This is a genomic window from Stenotrophomonas sp. TWI1151 (assembly GCF_039673135.1).
Taxonomy (GTDB): domain Bacteria; phylum Pseudomonadota; class Gammaproteobacteria; order Xanthomonadales; family Xanthomonadaceae; genus Stenotrophomonas.
On sequence record NZ_JBDJLA010000001.1, the window covers coordinates 93,449 to 105,596 of the forward strand.

Sequence of the window (12,148 nt, forward strand, 5' to 3'; positions counted from 1 at the left end):
CAGGTGAGTGGATTTGCGATCGGCTCGCGCGCGTCAGCGAATGTCCGTGCGCAGGCTGCCGCGGATCTGATCGCGCCAGACCCCGGCGACGCCGGCCTCGTCGGCAAAGTGCGGCCAGCGCAGCACGCTTTGCCGGACCTGCTCAATGATGTCCCGGGCGCGGCGGGCATTGATCGAGGCGGTGGCGGCGCATGCGGCCAGGTCGGCCACGTCGAACCCCTCGCGCTTGCCGTTGATCGACATCTGGTGCCGGGCCGTCCAGTCGCCGTCCGGGTTGTACGCCCAGGTGATGTCGAACGCCGGGGACAGCGACCATTGGCCCTGCCGGTCCATCAGGTAGGCGATGTTCTTGACGTGGTCGTCCTGGTTGCGCGCGATCACGTTGAACACCATCCGCCGGAACTGTTCCTCCAGCTGCGCCATGGGCAGGCGCAACTGACGCATGACCAGCAAGGCCTGCTCGTAGGAGTAGGCAGTGGGATCATTGAAGTCGAAGTGGGCCATCGCCGCCAACGACTGCATATGGCGCTTGCCCCCTGCATCGGTGCGGTCGAAGCGTTGGGTCATGAAGTGGCGGCGGCCGCCTTCCTCGAGCAGCCGGCACTCGCTGATCTGGATGCCCGCATCACGCGCCATCAGCGCGTACGCGTACTCGACCACGCCGTAGCCCTTGGGGTCCGCCAGTTCCTTGTCGCGGTTGTTCTGCACGCCATCGAACTTGAGCAGCCAGTAGCTGAAGCCTGGCGCCGCCGCGGCCTGGCCCGATCGGACCTCGCCGGTGCCTTCGTTCCAGGCGATGACGGCCTTGGCCCGTGCGCCACCGGCCGAGGTGCCCACGCGCAGAATATCGCGCAGCGCATCGGCGCGTTCTTCATCGCCGAACGAGGCACGCAGGTTGTCGCGGTTGCTCAGGACCTCGGTGGCCAGCGCGACCAGGGCATCGATCTGGATCTTGTGTGCCGTGCGGACGCGCGGCCCATGCACAGGCGAGAATTCCAGCGCCCCCATGCCGCGCGTGCCGGTATAGCAGAGCCGCTCCACCGCATTGAAGCTGTCCGGCGTGCGGCCCTGGGTCGCCAGCCACGCATTGATCAGGGTATTGCCGTACTTGTCCGGCAGGGCGTCGGCGAGCAGGCCGGGCAAGCCATGGAAGCCGGAAGGGTTGAGGGAGGGGAAACCGTAGATCCGATCCGCCGCGAGCGGCATGGTCAATGGGGCGACCTCAATGCTGGAACGTGCGAAGGCCGGGTCGTAGGCAAATTGTGCGATCCGCTCGCCGTCGGCCAGCGTTACCGCGCCGATCCGGCTGCCCCACAGGCGCACCTCGGCCGTGGTGCTCATTGCTCATCGCCCCAGGTCCACGGCTTGGCCGGTGCCGCCGCGGCCGCCCCCGGTCGCGCGCGCTGGCGCGGGTGGCCGCGGCGCTTCAGCAGATCGAGCGGATTGGGGCCGTCGCTGGGCAGCATCACGTCCAGCGCATCCAGCCTGCCGAGGGCCCGCAGGCAACGGATCAGGTTGGCCAGCTGGGCGGGCGTGCCGTCTTCGAGCCGCTGTACGGTGCGCTTGGAGACGCCGGCCGCATCAGCGAGCTGTTCCTGGGTGATGCCCTGCGACAGGCGCATGCGGGCAAGGCGGTGCCCGAGCTCCACCAGGACAGCCTCGTCGGTCATCAGATGTGTGATCGTCATAAAGTGGCCCTCTTGACGCTTTATCATCCGCTATTTGGATGCGGCGTCAAGAATGACGCTTTGTGTCATTTACATTAGATTGATATAAAGCGTCAAAGATGGCGTTTTAATGGCCTAAATGCATATAAAGCGCCACAAATGACATGTAAAGAAACCTATGTTCACGAAGGCCATTGGGACCCCGAAACCCGGAGCTCGCACGATGGGCACCGGCCAGGCAGCGGCAATCACAGGAATCGGGTCGAAATGCCGCCCACCTGCGCCGGCGTTCAGTGCACGGCGTTTGCTAAAATTCGCAGTTCACTCTGGACGCTGTAAAAAAAGGACCTTGAATGAAGATTGCCGTCGCCGGTACCGGGTACGTGGGCCTGTCCAACGCGGTGCTGCTCGCACAGCATCACGAGGTGGTGGCGCTGGACATCGATCCGGCCAAAGTGGCGATGATCAATGCCCGCCAGTCGCCCATCGAAGATGTCGAGATCGAAGACTTCCTCGCCAACCGCGCGCTGAATCTCACCGCGACGCTGGATCCGGCGCAGGCCTATGAGGGCGCAGATTTCGTCATCGTCGCCACGCCGACGGATTACGATCCCAAATCGAATTACTTCAACACCGGCTCCGTGGAGGCGGTGATCGGCGATGTGCTGCGGATCCATCCGTCTGCCGTCATCGTCATCAAGTCGACCGTGCCGGTCGGCTGCACGGCCGCGTTGCGGGCCAAGTTCAACACCGACGCCATCCTGTTCTCGCCGGAGTTCCTCCGCGAAGGCCGCGCGCTGCATGACAACCTGCACCCGAGCCGGATCATCGTCGGCGAGCGCTCCGAGCGCGCCGCGGTATTCGCCGAACTGCTGAAGGAAGGCGCGATCAAGAAGGACGTGCCGGTGCTGTTCACCGACGCGACCGAGGCGGAGGCGATCAAGCTGTTCTCCAACACCTACCTGGCAATGCGGGTGGCCTACTTCAACGAACTGGATACCTACGCCAGTTCGCACGGGCTGGATACGCGCCAGATGATCGAGGGCGTCAGCCTGGATCCGCGCATCGGCGGTCATTACAACAACCCGTCCTTCGGCTACGGCGGCTACTGCCTGCCCAAGGATACGAAGCAGTTGCTGGCGAACTACAGCAAGGTGCCGCAGAACCTGATCCACGCCATCGTCGAGTCCAACCGCACGCGCAAGGATTTCATCGCCGATGACATCGTGGCCCGCAATCCGAAGGTGGTGGGCATCTACCGGCTGGTGATGAAGGCCGGCTCGGACAACTTCCGCGCCTCGGCGGTGCAGGGCGTGATGAAGCGGGTCAAGGCAAAGGGCATCGAGGTCATCGTCCACGAGCCGGTGCTCACCGAGCCAACGTTCTATCGCTCCCGCGTGGTGAACGATTTCGCGGCGTTCCTTGCCGAGGCGGACATCATCGTCGCCAACCGGCTGACGCCGGAGCTGGAGGGCGTGGCGGACAAGGTGTACACGCGGGATCTGTTCGGTTCGGATTGAGCCTGGAGAGCATCCACGCATGGCGTGGATCTACCCGCAGGCGACCGTTTGTCGCGGTAGGGCCACGCCGTGCGTGGCCGACTGCTCCGGGCCCCGCATCACCCCATGCGGGGGCTATTCCCCCGGCTTGGCGGCCGCTGTGACTGCCTGTGATTTCGCCCGCCGTGCCAGCGTCGCTTCGCGGTGGGCGATGTAGGCGTTGGCGCCGAGGATGATGCCGGCGCCGATCACGGTCCAGCGGTCCAGCGCCTCATTGAACAGCAGCCAGCCCAACAGGCTCACCAGCGGCAGCTGCATGAAGCTGATCGGGGTCAATGCGGAGACCTCGCCCAGGCGCAGCGCACGGGTCCACAGCAGCTGGCCCAGCGTGCCGAGCACGCCGGTCGCGACCAGCCAGACCCACGCCAGGCCGGTCGGCCAGACCCATACGAACAGCGCGGGCACCAGCGACAGCGGCACCCAGAACACATAGGTGTAGAACACCACCGTATCGGCACTGTCCACGCGGGTGAGCTGCTTGATCTGGATCGCCACCAGCGAACTCAGCACTGCGGCGCCCACGGCGACCAGGGTGCCGGGGGTGAAGCTGGTCGAGCCCGGACGCACGATGATCAGCACGCCGATGAAGCCGATGATCACCGCCGCCCAGCGGCGCATGCGCACGGTTTCGCCCAGCCACAACACGGCAGCGATGGTGACGAACAGCGGCGTGGAGTAGGAGAGCGAGATCGCCTGGGAGATCGGCAGATGCCCGATCGCCCAGAACGCGCACAGCATCGAGGCCAGCCCGATCGCACTGCGCAGGAAGTAGCGCGGCAGCTGCTGCGTCTTCAGCGGTGCACTGCCGGGACGGATCAGCATCGGCAGCAGCGCCAGCAGGCCGAAGGCGTTGCGGAAGAACGCAACTTCCTGGGTCGGCACGTACCGGGTGGCGTAGCGGATCGCAATCGCCATCAGGCCGAAGGCCAAGGTACTGCCGAGCATCAGCAAGGCGGCCCGCAACGGCGTGGCCACCGGTAACGCGGGGGCGGGGTTCACCACTGTGCGCCGATCAGCCTGGGCTCCGGTTCGATCGGCACGCCGAACTTCTCCAGGACCGAGGCGGAGATCCGCCGCGCCAGCGCGAGCAGTTCTTCACCGGTGGCCTGGCCATGGTTGACCAGTACCAGCGCATGGCTTGGCGCCACGCCGGCATCGCCATCGCGATAGCCCTTCCAGCCGCAGCTTTCGATCATCCAGGCAGCGGAGATCTTGCGGCGGCTGTCGTCGTCGGCCGGGAACACCGGCAGCTCGGGGAAGTGCTGCAGCAGCACCTCCACCTGTTCCAGTGGCAGGATCGGGTTCTTGAAGAAGCTGCCCGCATTGCCGAGCACGTCCGGATCGGGCAGCTTGCGGCGGCGGATGTTGATCACCGCGTTGGCCACATCGGCGGCCACCGGCAGTTCAACGCCCATCGCCTCCATTTCTTCGGCGATCCCGGCATAGCCCAGGCGCAGGCCATGCAGCAGCGGCAGCCGCAGTTCGATCGCGGTGATCAGGTAACGGTCCGGGTCGTGCTTGAAGATGCTGTCGCGGTAGGCGAACTGGCAGCCTTCCGCATCGAAGCGCACCCAGTCGTTTTCGTGTCGGTCCCAGGCATCCACGGCCTGGATGAACTCGCCGACCTGCGCGCCATAGGCGCCGATGTTCTGGATTGGTGAGGCGCCGGCGGTGCCCGGGATCAGGGCCAGGTTCTCCAGGCCGGACAGGCCGTTCTGCAGCGACCACATCACCAGCCCATGCCAGTTCACGCCGGCACCGGCGCGCACGATGGTGTGGTCGGCGCGGTGCTCCAGGATCTCGATGCCGCGGTTGGCGAACACCAGCACGGTGCCTTCCACGTTGTCGGCGATCAGCACATTGCTGCCGCTGCCCAGCACCAGCAGCGGCTGCTCTGCGACGCGTGGCAGGGCCAGCACCTCCGGCAATACGGAGGGATCGAACACCTCCAGCAGCTGCGCTGCCGTGGCGTCGACGTGGAAGGTGTTGAGCGCCTTCAGCGAGGCGTTTTCAGTGATGGCCCAGGCAGTCATGGCGTCGTTCACAGTGGTGCCACCGCGCCGCGGCTGGGCGCCTCTCTGCGGCGGCGGATCGCCTCCACGCAGTCATGCACCAGCTCCGGGCCACGGAAGATCAGGCCGCTGTAGCACTGCACCAGTGCGGCGCCGGCCGCCATCTTGGCCACCGCATCCGCGCCGGATTGAATGCCGCCCACGCCGATCAACGGCATCGACTCGGGCAGGCGTGCACGCAGGCGGCGCAGCACCAGGGTCGACTGGCCCAGCAGTGGCGCACCGGACAGGCCGCCGGCTTCGTTCGCCCGCGGGTCACCGGCCACCGCACTGCGGTCGATGGTGGTGTTGGTGGCGATCACGCCGTCCACCTTGAGCTCACCGAGCACGCGCGCGGCGGCATCGATGTCGCGGTCGCTCAGGTCCGGGGCCACCTTGACCAGCATCGGCACGCGCCTGCCGTGCTGGGCGGCCAGGCTTTCCTGGCTTTCGCGCAGCTGCGAAATCAGCTGGCGCAGCGCGGTCTCTTCCTGCAGCTCGCGCAGGCCGGCGGTGTTCGGCGAGGAGATGTTCACGGTGATGTAGTCGGCCAGCGGATACACCTTCTGCAGGCAGTGCTGGTAATCGTCGAACGCCTGCTCGTTGGGGGTGTCCTTGTTCTTGCCGATGTTGATGCCGAGCAGGCCGGTGCGGCGCTTGGCGCGCTCGACATTGCGGACCAGTGCATCCACGCCCAGGTTGTTGAAGCCCATGCGATTGATGATGGCCTGGTGGTCCGGCAGCCGGAACAGCCGCGGCTTCGGGTTGCCCGCCTGCGGGCGCGGGGTGATCGTGCCGATCTCCACGAAGCCGAAGCCCAGGGCCAGCAGCGCATCGATGTGCTCGCCGTTCTTGTCCAGGCCGGCGGCCAGGCCCACCGGATTCGGGAAACTCAATCCGAACGCGGTGGTCGGCAGCGGGTCGATGCGGCGGCCCATCAGCGGCGTGGTGCCGGTGCGATAGGCCAGGTCCAGCGCGCTCAGGCCAAGGCCGTGGGCGCGTTCTGCATCAAGGGCGAACAGGAAGGGGCGGGCAAGCGAGTACATGGCGTTCAATCAGTCCAGCGTGCCGACAAAGGCACGGGTTTGGTATTCAAAGGCAATCTGGCCGTCCACCGCATGGGCGTCGAACAGCTGTTGCAGTGCATCGAGCATCGCCGCGTGGCGCGGGTGGCCGGCCTGCGGTGCATAGGAAGAGGACAACAGGCGCCCGCGCAGGCCGTCGTAGTCCATGCGCTGCACGTTCGGCAGGCGGGCCATGCCGCGCAGGCCTTCGCCGAACCACGCGCGCATGGTGTCATCGTCCTGGTAGCGCTCGGCCACCTCGGTGTAGTCGGTGCCGAACTCCAGCAGCAACTGTTCGTAGCCGATCAGGAACGGCGAGGCATCGAGCAGGCGCGAGTTCCAGAACACCAGCGCCATGCCTTCGGGCTGCAGGATGCGCGCCCATTCGCGGCGCACCGCGGTGGTGTCAAACCAGTGGAAGGCCTGCGCGGCGGCGACCAGGCCCACGCTGTTGTCGGCCAGGCCGGTGGCCTCGGCGGTGCCGTCGGCGACCTTCAGGCGCAGATAGTCCGGCGCCAGCAGCTGCTCGGCCGCCTCGCGCATGGCCGCGTTCGGCTCCACCGCGATGACCGGGTGGCCAGCGGCCAGGAACAGCCGGGTGGAAATGCCGGTGCCGGCGCCGATGTCGGCGACCAGGGTCTCGGTGGGTACACCGATGTCCTGGTGCAGCCAATCCAGCAATGCCGGGGGATAGTCGGGACGGTAGCGGACGTAGTCGGCCACCCGACTGCTGAAGCGTTCGGTCGAATCCGAGCGGCTCATGTGCACCTCACGATTGGGTAGCGGCAAACCAGGCCAGTCCGCCGAAGAACAACAGCACCACCACCAGGGCAAGCAGACTGCCGATCACGATGATCCAGCCCAGGATCAGGCCGGCCAAGGCCATGCCGTCGCCTTCCAGCTCCAGTGGGCGGCGGCGGATCTCGGCGCGGGCCAGGTGGCCGGTGATGATCGCCGCGACGCTGCCGATGAAGGGCAGGGCGGTCCAGCCGAGGATGCCCATGATCAGGCTGACCACGGCCATGGCGCTGGTTTGTCGGGGCGGAAGGCTCATGCAGGTCCTGGTCGCGGTGGGGTGGTTCGATGATAGGGCCAGCGGCGGGTTTATCCCATCAGGACCTGGCCACCATCGACATTCAAGGTGTGCCCGGTGATCCAGCCCGCCAGTGGCGAGCACAGGAACAGCGCGGCGTTGGCGACGGCCGCCGGCTCGCCGAAGCGGCCAAACGGAATCTTCGCCAGGGTGTTTCGATACAGCGCCGGGTCCTGTTCGCGCCGGCGCGCCCACAGCCCGTCCTCGAACTCGATCGAGCCGGGGGCGATGGCGTTGACGCGGATTCGTTGCGGCGCAAGGGCCAGGGCCTGCGAGGTGGTGTAATGCATCAGCGCGGCCTTGGCCGCCGCATACGGTGCGCCACCCGGGCGCGGCTGCTGGGCGGCGATCGAAGCCAGGTTGAGAATGCAGGCATCGCTGGACTGTTGCAGCCAGGGCAGCGCCAGCCGCGAGGCACGCACCGCCGACATCAGGTCGACGTTCAAGCTGGCCTCCCAGCCCGCCTCATCGTCGGCCATGCCATAACCGGTCGCGTTGTTGACCAGCACGTCGATGCCGCCCAAGGCCTGCGCAGCATCGGCCAGCCAACGGCCGATGTCGTCCAGCCGGGAGAGGTCGGCACTGACCGTATGCACGGCCAAGCCGAGCGCCCCGGCATCCTCACGCAGCGCGGCCAGACCGGCCTCACCGCGTGCGCAGACCGAGACGCGGGCGCCTGCCGAAGCAAACGCCAGCGCCATGGCGCGCCCGATGCCCTTGCTGCCACCGGCAATCAGCACCCGGCGCCCGGTGAACTCCAGGCGCGGGCCGGCCGGCAGGTGGGGCACGGGATCCATCACAGGTCGAACTTGATGCCCTGGGCCAGCGGCAGCGAGTCGGAGTAGTTGATGGTGTTGGTCTGGCGGCGCATGTAGACCTTCCAGGCATCCGAGCCGGACTCACGGCCACCGCCAGTGTCCTTCTCGCCGCCGAACGCACCGCCGATCTCCGCACCCGAGGTGCCGATGTTGACGTTGGCGATGCCGCAATCCGAACCGGCTGCCGACAGGAAGCGCTCGGCGGTTTTCAGGTTGGTGGTGAAGATCGAGGAAGACAGGCCCTGCGGCACGCCGTTCTGCATGTCGATCGCCTCGTCCAGCGTGCTGTACTTCATCACGTACAGGATCGGGGCGAAGGTCTCGTGCTGGACGACCTCGTCGCTGTTCTTCAGGCCGGTCACGATGGCCGGCAGCACGAAGTTGCCGGCGCGGTCGATGCGGGTACCGCCGGTCTGCACGGTGCCGCCGCTGGCCTTGGCCTTCTCGATCGAGGCCAGGAACTGCTGCACGGCGCCGTCGCTGTTGAGCGGGCCCATCAGGTTGGCCGGGTCGGTCGGATCGCCGATCTTGCCTTCCACCTGCTTGTACGCCTTGATCAGCGTGGCCAGCACGTCGTCATGGATGGATTCGTGCACGATCAGCCGGCGCGTGGTGGTGCAGCGCTGGCCGGCGGTGCCGACCGCGCCGAACACGATGCCCGGGATCGCCAGCTTCAGATCGGCGGTTTCGTCCAGGATGATGGCGTTGTTGCCGCCCAGCTCCAGCAGGCAGCGACCCAGGCGGTGGGCGACCTTTTCGGCGACCTGGCGGCCCACCTGGGTGGAGCCGGTGAAGCTGATCAGCGGCACGCGCTTGTCGGCCACCATCTTCTGCGACAGTTCGGTGCCGGCATCGTTGATCAGGAAGAACAGGTCCGGGAAGCCACCGTCGCGCAGCGCCTCATTGCAGATGCGCATGGAGGCGATCGCGGTCAGCGGCGTCTTGTTGGACGGCTTCCACAGGCAGATGTCGCCGCAGATCGTGGCCAGGAACGAGTTCCAGGCCCACACCGCGACCGGGAAGTTGAACGCACTGATGATGCCGACCAGGCCCAGCGGCTGGTACTGCTCATACATGCGGTGGCCCGGGCGCTCGGAATGCATGGTGTAGCCATAGAGCATGCGGCTCTGGCCCACGGCGAAATCGGCGATGTCGATCATCTCCTGCACTTCGCCATCGCCCTCGGGCTTGCTCTTGCCCATTTCCAGCGCGACCAGGGAGCCCAGGGCGTCCTTGTTGGCGCGCAGGGCTTCGCCACACAGGCGCACGGCTTCGCCACGGCGCGGGGCCGGGGTGGTGCGCCAGACCTTGAAGGCCTCCTGGGCGCGGGCGACGATGGTTTCGTAGTCGGCGTCGGTGGTCGCGTAGACCTTGGCGATGGCTTCGCCGGTGGTCGGGTTCACCGGGGTGATCACACCGGCATCGGTGGCCGAGGACCACTCGCCGTTGCCAAGGTAGGTGCCAGCGTTGGTCGCGTCGAGGCCGAGGGCCTTGAGCAGGTCAGAGGACATGCAAACTCCTGTTGCGTTGCGTTTGTAAGGCGCTGGCCGCTGGCAGGGTGGGGGGCGGCAAGCTGAACATTGAATGGTAACAGAGCCAGCAATCGGACCTGCCGGGACTTTGACGCGCAAGCGTACGGGCGACAATGGACCTTATGTCATTGATTTTAATGGGAGAGTGAATAAGTTCAGGTTGCCGGACGGTCATCTTTGTGAGAAGTCTGTAAGATTGGCGCCGGTTTAGTGACCAGACATTCGCTCAAGGTCTTGTGAAACGACGGGGAGGTCGGTTGCACAGGCTGGAACGGGAGGACGTCCCGGCGGTCATCCCTGATGGAGAAATTGCCTTTGCTACATGGATCCGTAGAAGAGTTGCCCGCGCGGCGTGGACGCCAGCGTGTGACTGCCGAGGCTCGGGCTGCACTCGATGTGTGGCTGCGAGTGGGAGATTTGCTGTTGGTGCCAGGCGCCGCGGCGTTGACCCATATCGTCACTTACGGCTGGCTGGTGCCTACGCATCCGCAGCGGGTGGTGTTCGGCGCAGTGCTGCTATGTGCCCTCGTCTGCTTCGGCGTGGCGCCGGTCTACCGCGATTGGCGTAACCGCGGCCTCCTCGCCGATTTGTGGACTCTGTTCCTTGGCTGGACGGGTGTATTCGCTCTGTTCTCCATGTACGCGGTCCTGATCGATATGGCAGACACGGTGCCCGCTTCATGGCTGGTCGGCTGGTACTCGTTGGCCCTCGTTGCCATGAGTGCCACCCGTTTTGGCATTCGCTTGCGGCTGCACCGCTTGCGTGAGCGCGGGCTGGATCGCCAGCGTGTGCTTCTGGTTGGCCTGCGTGCACCGGCGTTGAAGGTGCATCGATTGCTGCGCAGTCGGCCGGACATCGGCAAAGAGGTGATCGGCTACTTCGCCGGCCCGGACGACATTGCACTGCGTAGAGAGGGGGCGGATGCGCCAAAATATTTGGGTGATCTCGATGGTCTCGAGGCCTATCTCGACGCGCATCGCGGCCAGATCGAGCAGATCTGGGTGTCGCTTCCGCTGGGTGGCCGTGCGCGGTTGAAAGGCGTACTGCGTTTGCTGGAGCGCTATCCCGTGCAGGTGCGGCTCGTGCCGGATATCACTGGCTTGGGGGCGCTCAATCCAGGCGTGCATCAGGTCGGCAACGTGCCGATGATCGGTGTGCGCCAAGGTGTGGTGGAGCCGCGTTTCCTCATCATCAAGCGTGTTGAGGACTTTCTGGTCGCTGGCATTGCCGTCGTCCTGCTGTCGCCGCTGTTGGGCGTCCTGGCCCTTGGGGTCAAGCTGAGTTCGCCTGGGCCGATACTGTTCCGGCAGAGGCGCCATGGGCTGGATGGCAAGGAATTCTGGATGCTCAAGTTCCGGTCGATGCGCGTGCATGCCGAAGCGCCTGACAAGGTGACGCAGGCTATTCGCAACGATCCGCGGGTCACCCGGTTCGGTGCGTTTCTGCGTCGTAGCAGCCTCGATGAGCTGCCGCAGTTCTTCAATGTGTTGGGTGGAAGCATGTCGGTAGTTGGGCCGAGGCCGCATGCGGTCCAACACAACAATCAATACGAGCGGCTGATCGAACGTTACATGCATCGTCACTACGTCAAGCCCGGCATCACTGGCTGGGCTCAGGTCCACGGGCTTCGAGGGGAGACGCCCCAGTTGCGGCAGATGAAAAAGCGCGTGCAGTACGACATCGACTACATCCGGCGATGGAGTCCGTTGCTGGATGTGCGGATCATTGCGCTTACGGTGTTGAAGGTGTTGGGGCAGAGGACCGCCTACTGACCGTCGGCAGTCAAATTTGCGATGTAAATCAATGAAATAATCTTCAAATGCCGCGCGCAATGGAATTTCGTGCGGTACCCTGTGCCGCCGCTGACGTCCCCACGGACAGCGTTGTGTGCACGGCTGGTTACAGGATCGCGTTGTGTTCAAAAATATTCTCTTCGTGTGTGTTGGAAACATCTGTCGGAGTCCGTCAGCTGAAGTGATGCTGCGTCAGCTGGTGGCAGGGAAGGGCATCCAGGTTTCCTCGGCAGGTCTGGGTGCGTTGGTGGATCACGGCGTGGATCCCACCGCGCAGGCGTTGCTGCTGGAGCACGGGCTTGACGGCGCGGGGCACCGCGGCCGGCAGATCAGCGGCGGCATCCTTGGGCAGGCTGACCTGGTGCTGACGATGGAGCGCAAGCACGTGCGGCGCATTGCCGAGATCGCGCCGGAGGCATCCGGCAAGACCTTCCTTCTGGGTAAATGGCAGCAGGACCGCGAGATTCCTGATCCGTATCGCCAGCAACGTCCGGCGTTCGAACATGTCTACAGATTAATGGCTGAAGGCGTGGAAAGCTGGTCGCGTCATCTTTGATCTCAATTTCCGCA

General features: G+C 65.4%; 12 protein-coding genes. 3 read left to right on the plus strand and 9 right to left on the minus strand.

What is annotated here, in order from left to right; genetic code table 11:
• Positions 1-33 precede the first annotated feature (33 nt).
• A complete protein-coding gene (locus tag ABE422_RS00365) occupies positions 34-1,341 on the minus strand; it encodes a HipA domain-containing protein (RefSeq protein WP_346463106.1) in 1,308 nt (435 codons plus the stop codon).
• The gene (locus ABE422_RS00370) at positions 1,338-1,688 is read right to left on the minus strand and encodes a helix-turn-helix transcriptional regulator (RefSeq protein WP_313218099.1); all 351 of its coding nucleotides are present in this window, start codon (positions 1,686-1,688) and stop codon (positions 1,338-1,340) included. The genes ABE422_RS00365 and ABE422_RS00370 overlap by 4 nt, the downstream gene beginning before the upstream one ends.
• A 332-nt stretch (positions 1,689-2,020) precedes the next feature.
• Here ABE422_RS00370 and ABE422_RS00375 point away from each other — a divergent pair, with 332 nt between their 5' ends.
• Positions 2,021-3,187 (plus strand): nucleotide sugar dehydrogenase, encoded by a 1,167-nt coding sequence (locus tag ABE422_RS00375; RefSeq protein ID WP_346482212.1) that lies wholly within the window; start codon positions 2,021-2,023, stop codon positions 3,185-3,187.
• 114 nt (positions 3,188-3,301) lie between these two features.
• On the opposite strand, the gene ABE422_RS00380 is transcribed toward ABE422_RS00375, so the two are convergent.
• From ABE422_RS00380 to ABE422_RS00410, 7 genes are read right to left on the minus strand one after another with little or no spacing between them, the layout of a single operon-like run.
• A complete protein-coding gene (locus ABE422_RS00380) occupies positions 3,302-4,189 on the minus strand; it encodes a DMT family transporter (protein WP_313219175.1) in 888 nt (295 codons plus the stop codon).
• A gap of 32 nt (positions 4,190-4,221) precedes the next feature.
• Positions 4,222-5,271 carry a UDP-N-acetylmuramate dehydrogenase gene (gene murB / locus ABE422_RS00385; RefSeq protein WP_102788374.1) on the minus strand — a complete coding sequence of 350 codons (1,050 nt, stop codon included), beginning with the start codon at positions 5,269-5,271 and terminating at the stop codon, positions 4,222-4,224.
• Positions 5,268-6,323, minus strand: coding sequence for a quinone-dependent dihydroorotate dehydrogenase (locus tag ABE422_RS00390; RefSeq protein WP_313218104.1), 1,056 nt, complete (start codon positions 6,321-6,323; stop codon positions 5,268-5,270). The genes murB and ABE422_RS00390 overlap by 4 nt, the downstream gene beginning before the upstream one ends.
• 9 nt (positions 6,324-6,332) lie before the next feature.
• Positions 6,333-7,103 (minus strand): class I SAM-dependent methyltransferase, encoded by a 771-nt coding sequence (locus ABE422_RS00395; protein ID WP_346482213.1) that lies wholly within the window; start codon positions 7,101-7,103, stop codon positions 6,333-6,335.
• 7 nt (positions 7,104-7,110) lie between these two features.
• Positions 7,111-7,395, minus strand: coding sequence for a DUF4190 domain-containing protein (locus ABE422_RS00400; RefSeq protein WP_313212673.1), 285 nt, complete (start codon positions 7,393-7,395; stop codon positions 7,111-7,113).
• Positions 7,396-7,445: 50 nt separating this feature from the next.
• Positions 7,446-8,231 carry an SDR family oxidoreductase gene (locus ABE422_RS00405; protein ID WP_313218108.1) on the minus strand — a complete coding sequence of 262 codons (786 nt, stop codon included), beginning with the start codon at positions 8,229-8,231 and terminating at the stop codon, positions 7,446-7,448.
• The gene (locus tag ABE422_RS00410) at positions 8,231-9,763 is read right to left on the minus strand and encodes an aldehyde dehydrogenase family protein (RefSeq protein ID WP_319623922.1); all 1,533 of its coding nucleotides are present in this window, start codon (positions 9,761-9,763) and stop codon (positions 8,231-8,233) included. Before ABE422_RS00410 ends, ABE422_RS00405 begins: the two co-directional genes overlap by 1 nt.
• Before the next feature lie 387 nt (positions 9,764-10,150).
• On the opposite strand from ABE422_RS00410, the gene ABE422_RS00415 reads away from it, so the two are divergent.
• A complete protein-coding gene (locus tag ABE422_RS00415; protein WP_346482529.1) occupies positions 10,151-11,557 on the plus strand; it encodes an undecaprenyl-phosphate glucose phosphotransferase in 1,407 nt (468 codons plus the stop codon).
• 142 nt (positions 11,558-11,699) lie between these two features.
• Positions 11,700-12,134 (plus strand): low molecular weight protein-tyrosine-phosphatase, encoded by a 435-nt coding sequence (locus ABE422_RS00420; RefSeq protein ID WP_346482214.1) that lies wholly within the window; start codon positions 11,700-11,702, stop codon positions 12,132-12,134.
• The last annotated feature ends 14 nt before the right edge of the window (positions 12,135-12,148 follow it).

Coding starts and splice junctions, on each gene's coding strand:
- ABE422_RS00365 (WP_346463106.1), bottom strand. CDS start 1,341: ATGAGCACCACGGCCGAGGTGCGCCTGTGGGGCAGCCGGATCGGCGCG.
- ABE422_RS00370 (WP_313218099.1), bottom strand. CDS start 1,688: ATGACGATCACACATCTGATGACCGACGAGGCTGTCCTGGTGGAGCTC.
- ABE422_RS00375 (WP_346482212.1), top strand. CDS start 2,021: ATGAAGATTGCCGTCGCCGGTACCGGGTACGTGGGCCTGTCCAACGCG.
- ABE422_RS00390 (WP_313218104.1), bottom strand. CDS start 6,323: ATGTACTCGCTTGCCCGCCCCTTCCTGTTCGCCCTTGATGCAGAACGC.
- ABE422_RS00395 (WP_346482213.1), bottom strand. CDS start 7,103: ATGAGCCGCTCGGATTCGACCGAACGCTTCAGCAGTCGGGTGGCCGAC.
- ABE422_RS00400 (WP_313212673.1), bottom strand. CDS start 7,395: ATGAGCCTTCCGCCCCGACAAACCAGCGCCATGGCCGTGGTCAGCCTG.
- ABE422_RS00405 (WP_313218108.1), bottom strand. CDS start 8,231: ATGGATCCCGTGCCCCACCTGCCGGCCGGCCCGCGCCTGGAGTTCACC.
- ABE422_RS00410 (WP_319623922.1), bottom strand. CDS start 9,763: ATGTCCTCTGACCTGCTCAAGGCCCTCGGCCTCGACGCGACCAACGCT.